The following is an 18,624-nucleotide window of genomic DNA, read 5'->3' as shown; positions in this document are numbered from 1 at the left end:
GGCCACGATTCATGAAAACAACAAACCCCGGGCCATCAGCCGCGCCTGCCTACATCAGCCCGGACCTGGCGGCACGCACCACCGCCTCCACCGTGGAGCTTGACGGAACCAAGGTCGCCTTCTGGACTTATGACCCCCTGGAAACCGGCCCGGACACCAGGACCATCCTGGTGATCCACGGGTTCCGCGGCGACCATCATGGCCTCCTGCGCGTTGCGGACCAGCTTCCGGACATGCGCATCATCATGCCCGACCTTCCCGGGTTCGGCAGTTCCGGGCCTTTCGACTCCGGCCCCCACTCCGTGCAGCGCTACGGCCAATTCATCACAGACTTCATGGCGGCCATGGATCTGGGACCGGACACGGTCCTGCTGGGGCACTCCTTCGGGTCCATCATCGCGGCACACTACGTGGCAGAGCATCCAACGGCCGTTACCCCGCTGATCCTCATCAACCCCATTGCCGCTCCGGCCCTCGAGGGGCCCAAGGGAATCATGACCCGGCTGGCCGTGCTGTACTACCGGCTGGCCGCACGGCTCCCCCGTCCCCTGGGACTGGCGCTGCTCCGCAGCCCGCTCATCGTCCGGGTGATGAGCGAAGCGATGGCGAAGACGGGCGACCGCAACCTCCGCAGTTTCATCCACGGCCAGCACCATGCCTACTTCAGCGCCTTCGCCAACCGGGACAGCCTGCTCGAGTCCTTCACCGCATCGGTCAGCAGCCATGTTGCGGAGGTGGCCGCACGCCTGGCCCTTCCCGTCCTGCTGATCGCCGGCGAGAAGGACGAGATCGCCACCCTCCCCGACCAGCACCGCCTGCTGGCCCTGCTCCCGGACGCGGAACTCCGGGTGATTCCCGGGGTGGGACATCTGATCCATTACGAAACTCCCGGGCCGGCCGCCACCTACATCCGCAGCTTCCTGAAGGACCACCCCGCATGAAGATCGTCATCGATGCCCGGTTCACCAGGACTGACCACCATGACGGCATCAGCCGCTACGGGGCAAGCCTGATCGCCGCGACCGCAAAAATCGCTGACGTGTCCATGCTCATCTCCGACGTCCGGCAGCTGGCACTGCTCCCGGACGTTCCCTACACCCTGATCAGCAGCCCGCTCTCACCGCTGGAACTGTTCGTGGCCCGGAAGGTCAACGCCCTGGGGGCCGACGTTGTGGTGTGTCCCATGCAGACAATGGGCACCTGGGGGCGGAGGTACGGGCTCGTCCTGACCCTGCACGACCTGATCTACTACGAGCACCCGGAACCGCCCGGGTTCCTGCCCGCCCCGGTGCGGCTGCTGTGGCGGCTCTACCACAAGGCGTTCTGGCCGCAACGGCTGCTCCTTGACCGGGCCGACACGGTGGCCACCATCAGCCGTACCACTGAGGCACTGATTGCCAAGTACCGCCTCACCCGCCGCCCGGTGCGGATCATCAGCAACGCCCCGCAGCCGGAGCAGGACCCGCGCCCGGCGGAAGCAGGTGCCGGGCAGTCCATCGTCTACATGGGGTCTTTCATGCCCTACAAGAACGTGGAAACCATGGTGGCCGGCATGGCAGAGCTTCCCGGCTACACCCTCCACCTGCTGAGCAGGATCACGCCGCAGCGGCGGGCAGAGCTGGAGTCCCTGGTTCCACCGGGCGCCTCGGTGGTCTTCCACAACGGCGTGACGGACGAGGAGTATGCCGCACTGCTGAGGACGGCAACGGCGCTGGTGAGCCTTTCCCGGGCCGAAGGGTACGGCCTTCCGCTGGTGGAGGCCATGGCGATCGGCACGCCCGTCATCGCCAGTGACATTCCCATCTTCCGTGAAGTGGGCGGTGACGCGGCAACATACGTGGACCCGGCATCCCCGCAGCAGTTCGCCGAAGCGGTGGCAAAGCTTCAGGATGGCGAACGGTGGCAGGAGGCGTCGCGCCGGGCCGTCAGCCGCGCACGTGAGTTCAGCTGGGAGGAGTCCGCCCGCCAACTGGTGGACGTCGCGGCAGAGATTGTGAAGCGGCGCCGCTAAAGGACATCGACCCCGTCCAGCCGGACCTGGACGGGTTCCATGGTGCGCTTGGCCGCCGCCGCTGCCCGTGTCACCCGCAGCACGCGGACGACGGCGGCCGCCTGGCTGTACGGGAAGAACAGCAGGGTGCGGACGTCCTCGGCCGGGCGCCGGGGTGAGGGCTGGCTGGTGAGCAGCACGGGTGCCGGGCCTGCGGTCCGCAGGATGATGCCCGCCGTCCCGAGTTCTGCTTCCACGGCTCCGGTGTAGTGTTCGACGGCGGAGCGGGGCCCGGTAACGGACGCAATGCGCACCGCCGGCGGAAGCTGCAGTTCGGTCCGCAGGGACAGTTCCCGCTGTGCATAGCCGGCCGGGTCCCAGCGCAGCAGGGCTCCCACAGCGGCGGTCTCTGTGGCGGTCACCACCACCAGGCCGCCCTCGGGTGCCGGGCGGACCAGGGCTGCGGCGTTGAACCAGCGGCGCACGGTGTCTTCTCCGGCACGGAGCGTTTCGCGGCGCAGCAGCGAATCACCGTCCAGCAGCAGGGCCGCCGCATAACCGCCGTCGGCCACCGGTTCGGCGCCCACCGTGGCCACCACCAGGGCCTTGCCCCCGCCCACCGAGGCCTTCACCTGGTCGCCGGAGGAGGTGATGACGGTTTTTCCGGGGAACGCACGGCCGAGTTCTTCTGCCGTTCGCAGGACCCCGGTGGCACCCTTGCGGAGCCGGCGGCCACCGCAATGCGGGCACTGCCAGTCCGGGGCCGGCGTGGAACACCAACGGCACTGGGGCATGGCGGACGTACCGGCAAGCGCGAGCGGCCCCTGGCAGGCTCCGCACCGGGCGGGCTCGCGGCAGGTCTCGCAGGCGAGGGACGGCGCGTAGCCGGCGCGAGCCACCTGGACCAGGACGGGGCCGCGTTCGAGGCCCTCCTTGGCAGCACGCCAGGCGGCACCGGGAAGGCGGGCAATCGTGGCCAGCGGATCGCGTTCCTGCTCGAAGCTGTCCGCGGTGTTGACGACCCGCGGCACAGTCCGGCGGGTGGCGGCACGCTCCGACTCGACGGGCAGTGCCCAGCCGGCATCCACAAGCCGCTGGACCTCGGTGCTGCGGGCATGCCCTGCCAGCAGGCACGCGGCGCCTTCCTGCCCGGCGCGCAGGAGCAGGACCTCCCGGGCATGGGCATAAGGTGCGCGCTGCTCGATATGGAGGTCGTCGCCGTCGTCCCAGCACGCCACCAGGCCAAGCTCTTTGACGGGGGCGAAAGCGGCGGACCTGGTGCCGATGGCCACCCGGGCGGTCCCTGCCAGCAGGCGCAGGAAGTTCCGGTACCGGGGGGTGGGGCCATCATCTGCGGCGAGCCTGGCCACGGCTTCCTCCGGCAGCACTTCCTTGAGAGCGTCCTCGAGCCGGTCAAGGTCGCGGTAGTCCGGCACCACAAGCACGGCACCGCGTCCTGCAGCGTACGCAGCGGCGGCCGCCTCGGCCAGCAGGCGGGGCCAGCCGGCCGGGCCGTATCCCTGCAGCGGGTTGAGAGCGGCACGGGGGGCACCGCCGTCGGCAAGATGCCTGAGGAAAGCGGGGCCGTTCCGGTAAGCGGCCCAGGCGGAGGCAGGGGCAGACGGCAGGCCGTCGTCGTCTTCCTGGCCTGTGCCCTCCGGCTCCGCAACCGTTCCGGCCTCCGCGCCTGCGCCGGGAAACTCCTTTTCCAGCCGGGCCACCCTGGGCGGTACGGCAACGCGAAGGACATCACTCACGGTCCCCGCATAACGGGCGGCAACGGCGGTGGCCAGGTCACGTACGGCCGGCGTCAGGACCGGGACCGGGGACACCACCTTCGACAACGGCACCAGGGTGTGCCCGGCGTCCGATTCGGCAACCCGTTCCAGGACAAAACCGCTGAGGTCCTGGCCGTTGAAGCTGACCTTGACCCGGACGCCCGGCTGGGCGGCGTGATCGAGGGCGGCAGGAACTGCATAGTCGAAGGGGCGGTCCAGGTGCGGCAGGGACGACTCAACCAGTACCCGGGCCACGGGGAGATGGCCGGCCAGGGTGATCCCCGCAGGCAGCTTCCGCGACGGAAAGCCCTGCAGCAGGGAGGGCTGAACGGTATGTCCGGACCCGGCGGGAAAGTCCAGCCCGGGCTGGACTGGGTTGTCAGCAACCATTGCGGCTACCTCCATTCAGCTCCCGGGTGGACATGCCAAGCCAAGCACCGGGCACTGACATTTGCGCCAGGGGACCGGATGCAATGTTCCTAGGCGTTGAAGAAAGCCTTCAGCTCGTCTACGCGGTCCAGGCGCTCCCAGGTGAAGTCGGGTTCGTCGCGGCCGAAGTGGCCATGCGCTGCAGTCTTGGCGTAGATGGGGCGCTTCAGGTCCAGGGCGTCGATGATGGCACGCGGGCGCAGGTCGAAGATTTCGGCGATGGCAGCGCTGATCCGGGCAGGATCGACGGTTTCGGTGCCGAAGGTTTCCACGTAGGTGCCCACCGGGCGGGCCTGACCGATGGCGTAGGCAATCTGGATTTCCGCCCGCTTGGCCAGCCCGGCCGCCACCACGTTCTTGGCAACCCAGCGCATGGCATAGGCCGCGGACCGGTCCACCTTGGACGGGTCCTTGCCGGAGAAGGCTCCGCCGCCGTGGCGGGCCATGCCGCCGTAGGTGTCAACGATGATCTTGCGGCCGGTCAGGCCGGCATCGCCAACGGGGCCGCCAATGACGAATTCGCCGGCGGGGTTGAGGATGTTCTTGGTCCGCGAAATATCCAGGTTGGCGCCTGCCAGGACCGGGTCGATCACGATGGCGGCCAGGTCTGCCCGGAGCTGCTCCAGGCTTGCGCCTTCCGCGTGCTGGCTGGAGATGACCACGGTTTCCACCGAGACGGGTACGTCCCGGTCGTAGCCCACGGTCACCTGGGTTTTGCCGTCCGGGCGGAGGTAGGCCAGTTCACCGGATTTCCGGACTTCGGTGAGCCGTTCCGACAAGCGGTGTGCCAGCCAGATGGGCGTGGGCATGTAGGAGGGTGTTTCGTCGCTGGCGTAGCCGAACATCAGGCCCTGGTCGCCGGCGCCCTGCAGGTCGTAGTCGTCCTCCTGGCGTCCCTCGCGGGCTTCCAGCGAATTGAAGACGCCGCCGGCGATGTCGTTGGACTGCTGGCCGATGGATACCGAGACGCCGCACCGGGCGCCGTCGAACCCGTTGGCCGAGGAGTCGTAGCCGATCCCCAGGATGGTCTCGCGGACGATCTGCGGGATTTCAACGTAGGCGTCGGTGGTGACCTCACCTGCCACGTGCACCAGCCCGGTGGTGGCCATGGTTTCCACGGCTACCCTGGATTCCGGATCTGCCGCCAGCAGGGCGTCCAGGATAGCGTCACTGATCTGGTCGCAGATCTTGTCCGGGTGGCCTTCGGTGACCGACTCGGAGGTGAACAGCCGGAGCGCGGTGGGCGCGGCGCCGGAGGTCTGGGGAAGGTGCAGGGGTAAAGTCACTCAACTACCTTACTGGTTGGAGTCCGTACGCCCCGCTGGAGATGTCCCCGTGCTAAGCGAACGTGGCGGGGAACACTCAGGCCCGGGGCGAAACGTGGTTCAGTTCAAAGCCGATCCGGCTGATGATGGCAGCGGCAACCTCTGTCTTGGTTCCGGCCGCCTCCTGTGGTTCGGAGCCTGACCGCGCCAGGATGACCACGGAATTGGTGTCCTGGCCAAACACCTTGTCGGAGCCGACGTGGTTCACCACCAGCAGGTCGCATCCCTTGCGCTGGAGCTTCGCCTGCGCGTAGGCCAGGACATCGCCGTGGCTGTCGCCGGTTTCGGCGGCGAATCCGACGATCAGCTGGTGATCGCCTGCCGGGCCGGCAGTGTTTGGAAGTGCACTGTTACGCAGTTCCACCAGTTCATGGAGGATGTCCGGGTTGCGGACCAGGGTGATGACGGGGTCGGCGCTGTCATCGCGTTTCTTGATTTTGGTGTCCGACACCTCAGCGGGACGGAAATCTGCCACGGCAGCGGACATGATGATGACGTCGGAGTCAGCGGCGGCTGCCAGTGCCGCCTCGCGAAGCTGCAGGGCTGTTTCCACGGGCACCACGTCGACGCCGGCAGGCACAGGAACTTCCATGTGGGCGGCGAGCAGCCGGACCGTGGCCCCTGCGTTGCGCGCGGCAACGGCCAGCGCTACCCCCTGTTTCCCGGAGGAACGGTTGCCGAGGAACCGCACGGGGTCGAGGGGTTCGCGGGTTCCGCCGGCGCTGATGGTGACGGTGCGGCCGGCCAGCGGCAGCTGGTAGTCGGTCTGCCCCTGCACCAGGGCCATTGCGGCGTCAAAAATGACCTGCGGCTCGGGCAGCCGCCCGGGACCGGAGTCGGCGCCGGTGAGCCTGCCGGTGGCGGGCTCGAGGACTGCGGCACCGCGGGTACGAAGCATCTCCACGTTGGCGCGGGTGGCGGCGTGCTGCCACATTTCCGTATGCATGGCGGGCGCGAACAGCACCGGCCCGCGGGCCATGAGGAGGGTATTGGTGAGAAGGTCTCCGGCTTGTCCGGTGGCAGCCTTGGCGAGCAGGTCGGCCGTGGCCGGTGCGATGACCACGAGGTCGGCCTCGTGGCCGAGCCTGACGTGGTTGACCTGGTGGACGTCGTCGAAAACGCTGTTGCTGACCGGGTTCCCGGACAGCGCCTCCCAGGTGGCGGTGCCGACAAAGCGCGTGGACGCCTCCGTGGGAATCACCGTGACGTTATGGCCGGCTTCAGTAAAAAGCCGGAGGAGCGATGCCACCTTGTAGGCGGCAATCCCTCCCCCGACTCCGAGGACTATGCGCACGTGACCTCCGTCAACAGCAAGTCAGATAAGCGGCAGGATTACTCTGCGGCTTCGATCGGTGTGGAAACCAGCTTGCCTTCGTTGATCTCGCGCAGTGCGATCGAGAGCGACTTTTCGTTCAGCTTGGTGTCTACTAGCGGCCCGACGTACTCGAAGAGGCCCTCGTGCAGCTGCGCGTAGTAGGCGTTGATCTGACGAGCACGCTTGGCACCGAAGATCACCAGGCCGTACTTGGAGTCGGCTGCTTCAAGCAGCGAGTCGATCGGCGGGTTGATGATGCCTTCAAGGTTCGTGGACACGAATTCTCCAAATTTCTAGCGGGCTGACGGTTCCGGCAGGTGTGGGTGCGGCGTCAGCCCCATGAGTGAAACAAGCTCGTCCGCTGCCCGGCGGACGTCGTCATTGATGACGGTGTGGTCGAACTCCGGTTCAGCAGCAAGTTCCAGTTTAGCGGTTTCCAGCCGCCGCTGCTGTTCCTCGGGTGTTTCGGTGCCGCGGCCCACCAGGCGGCGCACCATTTCGTCCCAGGTGGGCGGGGCCAGGAACACGAACTGTGCGTCAGGGACGGCCGCCTTGACCTGCCGGGCGCCCTGCAGGTCGATCTCCAGGAGCACCGACCGGCCCTCGGAGATGGCCTGGTTCACCGTGCTCTTCAGGGTGCCGTAGGTGTTCTGGCCATGCACCACGGCCCATTCCAGGAGTTCCCCGGCAGCAATGAGCTGCTCGAACTCCTCCTTGGTTTTGAAGAAGTAGTGGACTCCGTCCACTTCGCCGGGCCGGGGAGCCCTGGTGGTGGCCGAGACGGACAGCCAGACCTCGGGGTAGTTGTCGCGGATGTAGGTGGACACGGTGCCTTTGCCAACAGCCGTCGGACCTGCGAGGACTGTCAGTCCAGGATTCTTGCTCACGTATTCCTTTGCCGGAGTTCGGGGATGGCCGGCCGCAGGCCGCCCTAATGCTCGTCTATAAAATCTACCAGCGCCCGGCGCTGGTGCACGCCCAGGCCGCGGACCCTGCGGGACGTCGCAATGCCCAGCTGGTCCATAATTGCCGCTGCCCGGACCTTGCCGATCCCCGGCAGTGCCTCAAGGAGCTCTGAAACCCGCATCCGCGCCAGGGCGTCATCCTCCATGGCGGAGTTGATGATGTCCGCCGCGGACCTCTCGCCGTTTTTCAGGCTTTCCTTGGCAGCGGCCCGGGTAGCCCTGGCCGCGGCTGCCTTGTTCAGGGCGTCAGCCCGTTCCGTCGCGGATAGCGGTCGCAGCACCATGAAGGACACCCCCGGATTCGGCGGATTATGTCCAAGGGCGGCCGCCCTTGGACCTGTCCTGAAACTACCCTTTGGTGCTGCCTGAATCAATGCAAAACGCGAAACGGAGCGCTATTCGGCGCGCAGCCCGTCCAGCGTCCGCAGGGCAGCTTCGCGAAGTCCGCGCAGGTCAGGCCCGGCCGAGAGGATGTCCCTGCTGGAGGTGCCCAGAACGTACCGGTAAGCAGCCCCGAATGTGGCCCGAAGGTCCGCCGGCGTTGCCCCTTGGGCTCCCAGTCCCGGGGCCAGGATGGGGCCGCGCAGGGCCGCCAGGTCCAGGTTTAGTTCGGTCAGGGCGGACCCGACGGTTGCGCCGACCACCAGCCCGACGGAGCCGAGGCTCCCCTGATAGCGGGCGTTTTCCGCGGCTGCTGCCTCCGTGATCCGGCGCGCCACGGAGTCAGCTCCCCCGACGTGCTGGACCGAGGCACCCTCGGGGTTGGAGGTCAGGGCGAGGACGAACACTCCCCGCCCGGTCTCCGCTGCCAGGTCCAGGGCGGGACGCAGCGACTCGAACCCCAGGTAGGGGCTGAGGGTGACAGAATCTGCGGCCAGCGGGGATCCGTCGCGGAGCCAGGCGTCGGCGTAGGCGGCCATGGTGGACCCGATGTCGCCGCGCTTGGCATCGGCGATGGTGAGCACCGATTCATCCCTGGCAGCGGCAAGAAGCTCTTCCAGCACAGAAATCCCGGCAGAGCCGTGGCGTTCGTACAGGGCCACCTGCGGCTTGACCGCGGCAGCGAGCGAAGCCACCGCCTCCAGGACTGTCAGCGAAAAGCGCCTCAGCCCGGCGGCGTCGTCGTCCAGCCCCCAGCCCTTCAACAGCGCAGGGTGCGGATCGATGCCCACGCACAGCGGGCCGCGGGCGGCCATGGCCGCGCCGAGCCGGGAGCCGAAAGACTCCCGGCCGGCTGCGGATACCTGCTCAGGCATGCTGGAGGGCCGCCTTCTGCGAGGCCGCCAACGCCGCGGCGTGCTCCTGCAGGCTGGTGACGGACCACTCGTAGGTACGCATGGCTTCGATGGCCTGGACCGCGGCGTTGAACTCGGCCACCGTGGTGATGCAGGGGATGCCGATGGACGTTGCGGCGGCACGGAGCTCATAGCCGTCGCTGCGGGCTTCGCCGCCGGACGGGGTGTTGAAGACCATGTCGATCTCGCCGGCGATGACGAGATCGGCAATGGTGCCTTCGCCTTCGGCGCTGCTGCCCTCGGCCACCTTGCGGACGGGTGTCGCCTGGATGCCGTTGCGGCGCAGGACGTCCGCCGTACCCCCGGTGGAGACGATCTCGAAGCCGAGGTCCGAGAGCCGCTTGACACCCATGATCACCGAGCGCTTGTCCCGGTTGGCCACGGAGACAAAGATCTTGCCTTCGGTGGGGAGGGCGTTGTTGGCGCCGGCCTGGCTCTTGGCGAAGGCGGTGTCGAAGTGCTTGTCGATGCCCATGACCTCGCCGGTGGAGCGCATTTCCGGGCCGAGCAGGGAGTCGACGACCTTGCCTTCCAGGGTACGGAAGCGACTGAACGGCAGGACTGCTTCCTTGACCGAGACGGGGGCGTCCAGGGGCAGGGTGGAGCCGTCGCCGGTTTCCGGCAGCATCTTGTAGGCAGTGCGCAGCTGGTTGATGGTCACGCCGGTGCCGATCAGGGCTGCGGCCTTGGCCATCTGGACGCCGGTGGCCTTGGACACGAAGGGCACGGTGCGGGACGCGCGCGGGTTGGCTTCCAGGACGTACAGGACGTCGGAGGCCAGCGCGAACTGGATGTTGATCAGGCCGCGCACGCCCACGCCTTCGGCGATGGCGCGGGTTGCGGTGCGGACCCGCTCCAGGACGTTGCTGCCCAGGGTGATGGGCGGCAGGACGCAGGCGGAGTCGCCGGAGTGGATGCCGGCTTCCTCGATGTGCTCCATGATGCCGCCCAGGTACATGTCCGTGCCGTCAAAGAGCGCATCGACGTCGATTTCGACGGCGTCCTCAAGGAACCGGTCAATCAGCACCGGGTGGTCCGGGGTGATTTCCGTGGCGTTGGCGATGTAGCGGGAGAGGTTGGGCTCGTCGTAGACAATTTCCATGCCGCGGCCGCCCAGGACGTAGGACGGGCGCACCAGCACGGGATAGCCGATCTCATCCGCGATCTTCTTGGCGTCCTCGAAGGAAACGGCGGTGCCGTTCTTCGGAGAGATGAGTCCGGCCTTGTCCAGCACGCGGGAGAACATTCCGCGGTGCTCGGCGAGGTCGATGGCCTCCGGGGACGTGCCAAGGATGGGAACACCGGCGTCAGCCAGCTGCTGGGCCAGCTTCAGGGGTGTCTGGCCGCCGAGCTGCACGAACACGCCCATGACGCCGCCGGTGCGTTCCTCCGCAGCGATGACCTCCAGCACGTCCTCGAGCGTGAGCGGCTCGAAGTACAGGCGGGTGGAGATGTCGTAGTCGGTGGAGACGGTTTCCGGGTTGCAGTTGACCATCACGGTCTCGTAGCCGGCCTTGCGCAGTGCGATGGAGGCGTGGACGCAGGAGTAGTCGAACTCAATACCCTGGCCGATGCGGTTGGGGCCGGAACCCAGGATGAGGATGGACGGCTTGGAGTGCAGCGCCACCTCGTCCTCCTCGTCATAGGCCGAGTAGTGGTACGGGGTGTACGCGGCGAACTCGGCGGCGCAGGTGTCCACGGTCTTGTAGACGGGACGGATGCCCAGTGCCTGGCGGACACCGCGGACCACGGCCTCCGGGTTGTGGGTGAGCGCACCAATCTGTTCGTCGGAGAAGCCGTGGCGCTTGGCGCGCTGGAGCATCTCCTTGGTGAGGGCGCCGGCCTGGCGGATCTCGTGGGAGATCTCGTTCAGCAGCTGGAGCTGGTCGAGGAACCAGGGGTCGATCTTGGTCGCCTCGAATAGCTGCTCTACGGTGGCGCCGCCCAGGAGGGCGCGCTGGACCTGGTGCAGGCGCTCGGTGGTGGGGCGCTTGGCCTTTTCGATCAGCTCTGCCACTTCCCATTCCGGGACGCTGCTGAAGTCCAGCTGCGAGCCCTTCTGCTCGAGTGAGCGCAGGGCCTTCTGCAGGGCTTCGGTGAAGTTGCGGCCCATGGCCATGGCTTCGCCCACCGACTTCATGGTGGTGGTGAGGGTGTTGTCCGCGGCGGGGAACTTCTCGAACGCGAAGCGCGGAACCTTGACGACGACGTAGTCGAGGGTGGGCTCGAAGGATGCCGGCGTCTTCTGGGTGATGTCGTTGGGGATTTCATCGAGCGTGTAGCCCAGCGAGAGCTTGGTGGCGATCTTGGCGATGGCGAAGCCGGTGGCCTTGGACGCCAGTGCCGAGGAGCGGGAAACGCGGGGGTTCATCTCGATGACCACCACGCGGCCGGTGGCGGGGTCGATGGCGAACTGGATGTTGCAGCCGCCGGTGTCCACGCCCACTTCCCGGATCACGGCGATGGAGATGTCGCGCAGCCGCTGGTATTCACGGTCGGTGAGGGTCAGCGCGGGGGCGACGGTGATGGAGTCGCCGGTGTGGACGCCCACGGGGTCGAAGTTCTCGATGGAGCAGACAACAACGACGTTGTCGTTCTTGTCGCGCATCATTTCGAGCTCGTATTCCTTCCAGCCGAGGATGCTCTCTTCGAGCAGCACCTCGCTGGTGGGGCTGTACTGCAGGCCCTGGCCCACGATGCGGCGGAGGTCATCCTCGTTGTAGGCCAGGCCGGAGCCCAGGCCGCCCATGGTGAAGGAGGGGCGGACCACCATGGGGTAGCCCAGGTCCTCGGCGGCTTTGAGGGCCTCGTCCATGGTGTGGATGATGTGGCTGCGGGCCGATTCTGCGCCGCAGCGCTCCACCACGCCCTTGAACTTCTCGCGGTCCTCGCCCAGTTCGATGGCGGCGATGTTGGCGCCGATGAGCTCCACGTTGTACTTCTCGAGGACGCCGTTCTTGTCCAGCGCAATGGCAGTGTTCAACGCGGTCTGTCCGCCCAGGGTGGGCAGCACGGCGTCCGGGCGTTCCTTGGCGATGATCTTCTCCACCACCTCGGGGGTGATGGGCTCTACGTAGGTGGCATCGGCGAACTCGGGGTCGGTCATGATGGTGGCCGGGTTGGAGTTCACCAGGATGACCCGGAGGCCCTCCTCTTTGAGGACGCGCAGCGCCTGGGTGCCGGAGTAGTCGAACTCGGCCGCCTGGCCGATCACGATGGGTCCGGATCCGATGACCAGAACGCTCTTAAGGTCAGTTCTCTTGGGCATTACTTCTTGTCCTCAGTCTTGTTGTCAGCGGCGTTGCGTTCGATCGGATTATGCACGGAGTCCACAGGCTCCTTGGACAGGTTGGCGGTCCTGCCGTCCCGGGTTCCCTCCATCAGCTCGATGAAGCGGTCGAAGAGGTAGGCGGCGTCGTGCGGGCCGGCGGCTGCCTCCGGGTGGTACTGCACGGAGAAGGCCGGGATGTCCAGGCAGGCGAGGCCTTCAACGACGTCGTCGTTCAGGCTGACGTGGCTGACCTCGACGCGCCCGTAACGTTCCTCCGGAGCCTGCGTGGCGCCGTCGAGCGGTGCGTCCACGGCGAAGCCGTGGTTCTGCGAGGTGATCTCCACCTTGCCCGTGCGGCGGTCCATCACGGGCTGGTTGATGCCGCGGTGGCCGTAGCGGAGCTTGTAGGTGCCGAAGCCCAGGGCGCGGCCCAGGATCTGGTTTCCGAAGCAGATGCCGAAGTAGGGCAGCTTCTCGTCCAGGACGGAGCGGAGCAGCTTCACCTGGACGTCGGCGGTGGCGGGGTCGCCGGGGCCGTTGGACATAAAGACACCGTCCGGGTTGACGGCCTTGACGTCTTCCAGGGTGGCGGTGGCCGGGAGGACGTGGACGCGCACGCCGCGCTCGGCAAACCGGATGGGCGTCATGGCCTTGATGCCGAGGTCGATCGCGGCGATGCTGAACCGCGCGTCGCCGTCCCAGCCGTGGTCCTTGGGATCAACGACGTAGGCCTCGTCCACGCTGACTTCCTCCGCCAGGCGTGCGCCCTCCATGGGGGCGCTGGCCAGGACGGCGTCGAGGAGTTCCTTGTCCGTTGCCTGCGCGGCGTCGCCCGAGAAAATGCCGGCGCGCATGGTCTTGTGCTCGCGCAGGTGGCGGGTGATGGCGCGGGTGTCAACGCCCTGGATGCCCACGATCCCCTGCTCGGCCAGTTCCTCATCGAGGGAACGCTCGGAGCGCCAGTTGGAGGGCCGCCGGGCGGCGTCGCGGACGATGTAGCCGGCAACCCAGATGCGGCGGGATTCGGCGTCCTCGCTGTTGACGCCGGTGTTGCCGATGTGCGGGGCGGTCTGGACCACCAGCTGGCGGGCGTAGGAGGGGTCCGTGATGGTTTCCTGGTACCCGGTCATGCCGGTGGCGAAAACGGCTTCGCCCAACGCGGTTCCGGTGGCTCCGTAGCTGGTCCCGCGGAAGATGCGGCCGTCCTCGAGGACGAGGACTGCCGGAGCGGAGGTGGTTGCTGTCACTGTATTCGCTTTCACTGCTGGGTCTGTGGCTGCTGTCTGGTTCGCTGCTGGTGTGGTCGCTGCGTGGTCCGTCACTGTCTTACTTTCCACTGTTGGCGTCGGCCGCCGGGGCTGAGGAGATCAATTGCTGGAGTGCCGTGAACAGCACGTCCTTGTCCGCGGCACGGCGGGTGCGGAACCCGGTGTCCAGCTCATGGGGGCCGAGCACCCATGTCACCACCAGGAGGCCGTCCTTCTCGACGAACTTGCCGGCCATGCCGCTGTCCTGCCGTACGCCGTGCAGGGAGGTGGCCGGGATGTAGAGCGCCTGGGCCCCGGAGCGGTCGAAGAGGACTCCGTGCGGGTACACCGCGAGGGTGGACGTGGTGCGGATGCCGAGGCCGTGCACGGCGATCCGGTCCAGCCAGTCGCCGCCGGTGGTGGTCGCAATGTACTGGCCCTCCGCGACGGCGAGGGGCTCGCCGGGTGCCGCAGGCACCGGGGGCAGCTGTTCGACGTCGGACTGGCGCTTCAGGCGGTTCCGCCAGCCCAGCCAGATGAGGCCGAACGCGACGGCGATGAGTGCCAGCGTGATGGCCAGCGAGAGCAGCTGGGTATCCATCAGGCGGCGCCTGCGGACACCGCATGCGGGTACGGGGTGTTGAGTTCGCCGTCCAGGACGGTGGGGTGTCCTTTGAAGAAGGTGGCCACCACCTTGCCCGGCAGCTCCCGGCCCTTGAAGGGCGAGTTGCGGCCCATGGTTGCCATGCGAAACGGGTCCACGGTCCAGCGCGCGGCGGGGTCCACCAGGATGACGTTTGCGGGTTCCCCTGCTTCGAGGGGACGGCCCTGGTCCTCGAGCCGGCCGATGCGTGCCGCCGCGGTGGAGGTGACGCGCGCGAAGTCCGCCCAGCCCATCAGGCCGGTTTCAATCATGGTGTGCTGCACCACGGACAGGGCGGTTTCCAGGCCGGTCATGCCCATGGCGGCCTGCGCCCACTCGCACTCCTTGTGCTCGCTGGGGTGCGGCGCATGGTCGGTACCCACAACGTCGATGGTGCCGTCTGCCAGCCCTGCGCGCAATGCCTGGACGTCCGCGTCCGTGCGCAGCGGGGGGTTGACCTTGTAGACGGGATCGTAGCTGCGGACCAGGTCATCGGTCAGCAGCAGGTGGTGCGGCGTCACCTCGGCGGTGACGTTGATGCCGCGTTCCTTGGCCCAGCGGATGATTTCCACCGAGCCGGCTGTGGAGACGTGGCACACGTGCAGGCGAGAGCCCACGTGCTGGGCCAGCAGGACGTCGCGGGCGATGATGCTTTCCTCTGCCACCGCGGGCCATCCGGTGAGGCCCAGTACGGCGGACACCTCGCCTTCATTCATCTGGGCACCGGCCGTCAGCCGCGGCTCCTGCGCGTGCTGGGCCACTACGCCGTCGAACGCTTTGACGTACTCCAGGGCGCGGCGCATCAGGACGGGATCGTGGACGCAGATGCCGTCGTCGGAGAACATGCGGACCCGGGCGCGGGAATCGGCCATGGCGCCAAGTTCGGCCAGCTGCTCCCCCGCGAGGCCCACGGTGACTGCGCCGACGGGCCGCACATCCACCCAGCCGGCCGTCCGGCCCAGCGAGTAGACCTGCTCCACCACGCCTGCGGTGTCCGCAACGGGGGTGCTGTTGGCCATGGCATGGACAGCGGTGTAGCCGCCCAGCGCTGCTGCGCGGGTTCCTGTTTCCACCGTCTCGGCGTCCTCGCGGCCCGGCTCGCGGAGGTGCGTGTGCACGTCCACCATGCCGGGCAGCGCCACCAGGCCGGCGGCGTCGATCACCCTGGCCCCGTCGGCTGACAGGCCGCTGCCGGTTTCGGCGATGATGCCGTCACGGATCAGCAGGTCCGCCGGTTCACCGCCCAGGATGGAGGCGCCTTGGATCAGATAGGTTCCGGTGTTGCCTGCCATCAGTTGGTCTCCTTGGTGGAATGGGTGCCGGCGTAGGCCAGGGCGGGAGTGGCGGCTGGTTCGCGGGTGTCCCCGGAAAGCAGCAGGTAGAGGGCGGCCATCCGCACCGACACTCCGTTGCGGACCTGGTCCAGCACGGTGGAGCGGGGTGAGTCAGCGGCGGCTGCGGAGATTTCCAGGCCCCGGTTCATGGGGCCGGGGTGCATGATGATGGTGTCCTTCATGCCGAGCCTGTCGAGGGACCGGAGGCGGGTGTCGTCGAAGCCCCAGCGGCGGGAGTATTCGCGGGTGGTGGGGAAGAATGACGCGTTCATCCGTTCGCCCTGGACGCGGAGCATCATGACGGCGTCGACTCCGCCTTCGAGGGTTTCGTCCAGGTTGTAGCTGACCTTGCAGGGCCATTTTTCGACGCCGATGGGCAGCAGCGTGGGCGGCGCCACCAGGGTGACATCCGCGCCGAGGGTGCGCAGGAGCCAGACGTTGGAGCGGGCAACCCGGGAGTGCAGGACGTCGCCGGCGATGGCTACGCGCATGCCCGTAAGATCGGCGCCTTCGGACCCGGTGCCGGCCAGGCGCGACCAGTGCCGGCGCATGGTGAAGGCGTCCAGCAGTGCCTGGGTGGGGTGTTCATGGGTGCCGTCGCCGGCGTTGATGACGCCGGCGTCGATCCAGTCCGTCGCGGCCAGCCGGTGCGGTGCCCCGGAGGCCCAGTGGCGGATGACGACGGCGTCCGCACCCATCGCGGAGAGTGTCTGGGCCGTGTCCTTGAGGGACTCGCCCTTGGACACCGAGGATCCCTTCGCGGCGAAGTTGATGACGTCCGCGGAGAGGCGCTTGGCGGCCGCTTCGAAGGAGATGCGGGTGCGGGTGGAGTCCTCGAAGAAGAGGTTCACCACCGTGCGGCCGCGCAGGGCGGGGAGCTTTTTCACTTCACGGTCGCCGACGGCCGCCATTTCCTCGGCGGTGTCCAGGATCCGGATGGCGTTCGACCGGCTGAGGTCCTGGGTGGAGAGCAGGTGCTTCACGAGCCGCCTTCGATCACTACTTCGTTGACAGGGGTGCCGCCGGCGGGCGTGTCCGTTTCTTCCAGCCGGACCCGGACTTTTTCGGCGGAGGAGGTGGGGAGGTTCTTGCCCACGTGGTCTGCGCGGATGGGGAGTTCGCGGTGGCCCCGGTCGATCAGCACGGCGAGCCGGACGATGCGGGGGCGTCCGAGGTCGATGAGGGCGTCCAGGGCTGCGCGGATGGTGCGGCCGGAGTAGAGGACGTCATCGATCAGGACCACCACCTTGTTGTCGATGCCCGTACGCGGCAGCTTGGTGGGGTGGGGCGGGCGTGTCCCCTGGTGCGAGAGGTCGTCCCGGAACATGGTGACGTCGAGCTGGCCCACGATGGCCGCGGCGTCAACAGTGTTGTCCGCGGCGGCGATTTTTTCGGCGAGCCGGACTGCCAGCGGATAGCCGCGGCGTGGAATGCCCAGCAGGACGAGGTCCTGGGAACCCTTGTTGGCCTCGAGGATCTCATGGGCGATACGAGTGAGGGCCCGGTCAATGTCCGCCTGGCTAAGGACTACCCTGGCTGGAACCGGTGCGCTGGTGACAGAAGTCAACGCTCGTCTCCCCTTTCCCCGCCTCACAGGACGGAATTAAAAAAGGATCATGTGCGTACCAAAATTACCACATGGGCTCCGGCCGGCCGGTGCCGGCGGGACGCGGTGCTGGTCACATCCGCGGCGCCACCGCAGCCGGGTCCTTGGTGCGGCGGCGCCTCCCCCCTAGGCTTTCGGATATGTCGATGTATCCACGCCAGCCATACCAGGGCCCGCCGGAAGATCCACACTTCGGAAGGTCCGGGCCGCTCCCCCGCGAGGCGAATCCCAGCTGGATGGGGCACGTTGAGCCGGAAAACTACCGCCCTGCGCCGGGCCATCAGGGCAGGCCCGTGAATGCGGTGGTTCCGCCGGAGTTCCAGGGCGCGGCAGTACGTGCGGCCCGGACCCGCGGCGGCCTGCTGGGCCTCACCGTGGCCGGCAGCGCGCTGGCGTTCCTCAGCCTGTTCCTGGTGGTGCCGTTCCTGCTGTCCAACACCGGCACGGCGGGTTTCCTGATTGGATTCCTGGCCTCGCTGCTCCCGCTGTCGGCGGTGCTCCTTGCGGTCTACGTCATCGACAAGTGGGAACCCGAGCCGAAGCGCCTGCTGTTCTTTGCCTTTACCTGGGGCGCCGCTGTGTCCATCGCCGTCACGCTCCTCATCCAGCCGTTTTTTGTGCTCACCTTCCAGTTTTCGGACGTCCCTGACCTGCAGACGTACATGGCGACCGTGCAGGCGCCCATCGTGGAGGAGTTTGCCAAGTCCCTCGGCCTGCTCCTGCTTCTCCTTTTCGCGAGGAGGCATTTTGACGGGCCCGTGGACGGTGTGGTGTTCGCGTTCACCATCGCGGGCGGCTTTGCCTTCACCGAAAACATCCTGTACTTCGGGCGGGCGATTGCGGAATCGGCGAGCCCGGCAAGCGACTTTGCCCAGGTCTTTTTCCTCCGCGGCGTGATGTCCCCGTTCGCCCATGCGATCTTCACGGGCAGCACGGGGCTCATCATGGGTTTCGCCGCCAGGCGCTGGCATACGGGCGCCTCGGTGGCCGCCTTCGTTGTGGGGCTGCTGCCGGCCATGTTCCTGCACAATCGCTGGAACAGCATGGGTCAGGGCTTCCTGGTGGACTACATCCTGGTCCAGGTGCCAATCTTTTTCCTCGCGGTGGGTGGCATCATCCTGCTGCGGGTGGCCGAGAAGCGCCTGACGCGCCAGCGGCTGCTGGAATACTCCGCCGCCGGCTGGTTCACCCCGGCCGAGGTGGAGCTCCTCGCTACGCTGGGCGGCCGGCGCACGGCCCTGAGCTGGGCGAGCGGTTATGGCAGGAAGCGGCAGATGAAGGAATTCCTGAAGGCCGCGACGCACCTGGCGAACACCAGGCAGCGCATCCTGAGCGGACGCGACGTCCAGCTGCACCAGGCTGAGGAACGGCAGCAGCTGCAGCGCATCCTTGCCCTGCGCGCGGCAGTCGCCGCCTGAGGCCCCGA

16 protein-coding genes are annotated in these 18,624 nt (G+C 67.5%); 3 read left to right on the top strand and 13 right to left on the bottom strand.

Translation table 11 applies throughout. The annotated features are described in order from the left end of the window. Window positions 1–11: 11 nt before the first annotated feature. On the top strand, window positions 12–941 hold the full coding sequence (locus AC5RWA_RS19245; RefSeq protein WP_494058694.1) for an alpha/beta fold hydrolase: 930 nt from the start codon (window positions 12–14) through the stop codon (window positions 939–941). Continuing rightward, window positions 938–2,011, top strand: coding sequence for a glycosyltransferase family 4 protein (locus AC5RWA_RS19240; protein ID WP_115525758.1), 1,074 nt, complete (start codon window positions 938–940; stop codon window positions 2,009–2,011). The genes AC5RWA_RS19245 and AC5RWA_RS19240 overlap by 4 nt, the downstream gene beginning before the upstream one ends. On the opposite strand, the gene AC5RWA_RS19235 is transcribed toward AC5RWA_RS19240, so the two are convergent. The 13 genes from AC5RWA_RS19235 to pyrR all read right to left on the bottom strand — a co-directional run bounded on the left by AC5RWA_RS19235 (window position 2,008) and on the right by pyrR (window position 17,159). After that, a complete protein-coding gene (locus AC5RWA_RS19235; RefSeq protein WP_494058693.1) occupies window positions 2,008–4,158 on the bottom strand; it encodes a primosomal protein N' in 2,151 nt (716 codons plus the stop codon). The two genes, AC5RWA_RS19240 and AC5RWA_RS19235, sit on opposite strands and share 4 nt — an antisense overlap. Window positions 4,159–4,247: 89 nt before the next feature. Next, window positions 4,248–5,483 (bottom strand): methionine adenosyltransferase, encoded by a 1,236-nt coding sequence (gene metK / locus AC5RWA_RS19230; protein ID WP_079596195.1) that lies wholly within the window; start codon window positions 5,481–5,483, stop codon window positions 4,248–4,250. A 76-nt stretch (window positions 5,484–5,559) separates the two neighbouring features. Beyond that, the gene (gene coaBC / locus AC5RWA_RS19225; protein ID WP_494058692.1) at window positions 5,560–6,816 is read right to left on the bottom strand and encodes a bifunctional phosphopantothenoylcysteine decarboxylase/phosphopantothenate--cysteine ligase CoaBC; all 1,257 of its coding nucleotides are present in this window, start codon (window positions 6,814–6,816) and stop codon (window positions 5,560–5,562) included. Between the two features lie 38 nt (window positions 6,817–6,854). Next, window positions 6,855–7,115 (bottom strand): DNA-directed RNA polymerase subunit omega, encoded by a 261-nt coding sequence (gene rpoZ, locus AC5RWA_RS19220; protein ID WP_003800778.1) that lies wholly within the window; start codon window positions 7,113–7,115, stop codon window positions 6,855–6,857. A gap of 15 nt (window positions 7,116–7,130) precedes the next feature. Beyond that, window positions 7,131–7,724: a guanylate kinase gene (gene gmk, locus AC5RWA_RS19215; RefSeq protein WP_115525755.1), complete on the bottom strand. Its 594-nt coding sequence runs from the start codon at window positions 7,722–7,724 to the stop codon at window positions 7,131–7,133. 44 nt (window positions 7,725–7,768) lie between these two features. After that, window positions 7,769–8,086: an integration host factor, actinobacterial type gene (mihF, locus tag AC5RWA_RS19210; RefSeq protein WP_176156798.1), complete on the bottom strand. Its 318-nt coding sequence runs from the start codon at window positions 8,084–8,086 to the stop codon at window positions 7,769–7,771. Between the two features lie 111 nt (window positions 8,087–8,197). Next, the gene (gene pyrF / locus AC5RWA_RS19205) at window positions 8,198–9,058 is read right to left on the bottom strand and encodes an orotidine-5'-phosphate decarboxylase (protein ID WP_494058691.1); all 861 of its coding nucleotides are present in this window, start codon (window positions 9,056–9,058) and stop codon (window positions 8,198–8,200) included. Next, complete coding sequence (carB, locus tag AC5RWA_RS19200) at window positions 9,051–12,365, bottom strand: carbamoyl-phosphate synthase large subunit (protein WP_494058690.1); 3,315 nt, start codon at window positions 12,363–12,365, stop codon at window positions 9,051–9,053. Before carB ends, pyrF begins: the two co-directional genes overlap by 8 nt. Beyond that, window positions 12,365–13,615, bottom strand: a complete 1,251-nt coding sequence (carA, locus tag AC5RWA_RS19195) for a glutamine-hydrolyzing carbamoyl-phosphate synthase small subunit (protein ID WP_275725654.1) — start codon at window positions 13,613–13,615, stop codon at window positions 12,365–12,367. Before carA ends, carB begins: the two co-directional genes overlap by 1 nt. 79 nt (window positions 13,616–13,694) lie before the next feature. Next, window positions 13,695–14,216 (bottom strand): PH-like domain-containing protein, encoded by a 522-nt coding sequence (locus tag AC5RWA_RS19190; RefSeq protein ID WP_494058689.1) that lies wholly within the window; start codon window positions 14,214–14,216, stop codon window positions 13,695–13,697. Next, window positions 14,216–15,550, bottom strand: coding sequence for a dihydroorotase (locus tag AC5RWA_RS19185; RefSeq protein WP_494058688.1), 1,335 nt, complete (start codon window positions 15,548–15,550; stop codon window positions 14,216–14,218). Before AC5RWA_RS19185 ends, AC5RWA_RS19190 begins: the two co-directional genes overlap by 1 nt. Next, entirely contained in the window at window positions 15,550–16,575 is a 1,026-nt protein-coding gene (locus tag AC5RWA_RS19180) for an aspartate carbamoyltransferase catalytic subunit (protein ID WP_115525750.1), read from the bottom strand. The genes AC5RWA_RS19185 and AC5RWA_RS19180 overlap by 1 nt, the downstream gene beginning before the upstream one ends. Then, window positions 16,572–17,159 (bottom strand): bifunctional pyr operon transcriptional regulator/uracil phosphoribosyltransferase PyrR, encoded by a 588-nt coding sequence (gene pyrR / locus AC5RWA_RS19175; RefSeq protein ID WP_494058687.1) that lies wholly within the window; start codon window positions 17,157–17,159, stop codon window positions 16,572–16,574. The genes AC5RWA_RS19180 and pyrR overlap by 4 nt, the downstream gene beginning before the upstream one ends. A 179-nt stretch (window positions 17,160–17,338) precedes the next feature. Here pyrR and AC5RWA_RS19170 point away from each other — a divergent pair, with 179 nt between their 5' ends. Then, entirely contained in the window at window positions 17,339–18,616 is a 1,278-nt protein-coding gene (locus AC5RWA_RS19170; RefSeq protein WP_494058686.1) for a PrsW family intramembrane metalloprotease, read from the top strand. Window positions 18,617–18,624 lie beyond the last annotated feature (8 nt).

It is taken from the genome of Arthrobacter sp. 210 2, assembly GCF_059093025.1.
This window is presented reverse-complemented; position numbering and strand designations above follow the sequence as displayed.

Bases quoted from the DNA above. Each gene is read 5' to 3' on its own strand.
- AC5RWA_RS19245 (WP_494058694.1), top strand. From the start codon at position 12: ATGAAAACAACAAACCCCGGGCCATCAGCCGCGCCTGCCTACATCAGC.
- AC5RWA_RS19240 (WP_115525758.1), top strand. From the start codon at position 938: ATGAAGATCGTCATCGATGCCCGGTTCACCAGGACTGACCACCATGAC.
- AC5RWA_RS19235 (WP_494058693.1), bottom strand. From the start codon at position 4,158: ATGGTTGCTGACAACCCAGTCCAGCCCGGGCTGGACTTTCCCGCCGGG.
- mihF (WP_176156798.1), bottom strand. From the start codon at position 8,086: ATGGTGCTGCGACCGCTATCCGCGACGGAACGGGCTGACGCCCTGAAC.
- pyrF (WP_494058691.1), bottom strand. From the start codon at position 9,058: ATGCCTGAGCAGGTATCCGCAGCCGGCCGGGAGTCTTTCGGCTCCCGG.
- carB (WP_494058690.1), bottom strand. From the start codon at position 12,365: ATGCCCAAGAGAACTGACCTTAAGAGCGTTCTGGTCATCGGATCCGGA.
- AC5RWA_RS19190 (WP_494058689.1), bottom strand. From the start codon at position 14,216: ATGGATACCCAGCTGCTCTCGCTGGCCATCACGCTGGCACTCATCGCC.
- AC5RWA_RS19185 (WP_494058688.1), bottom strand. From the start codon at position 15,550: ATGGCAGGCAACACCGGAACCTATCTGATCCAAGGCGCCTCCATCCTG.
- AC5RWA_RS19170 (WP_494058686.1), top strand. From the start codon at position 17,339: ATGTCGATGTATCCACGCCAGCCATACCAGGGCCCGCCGGAAGATCCA.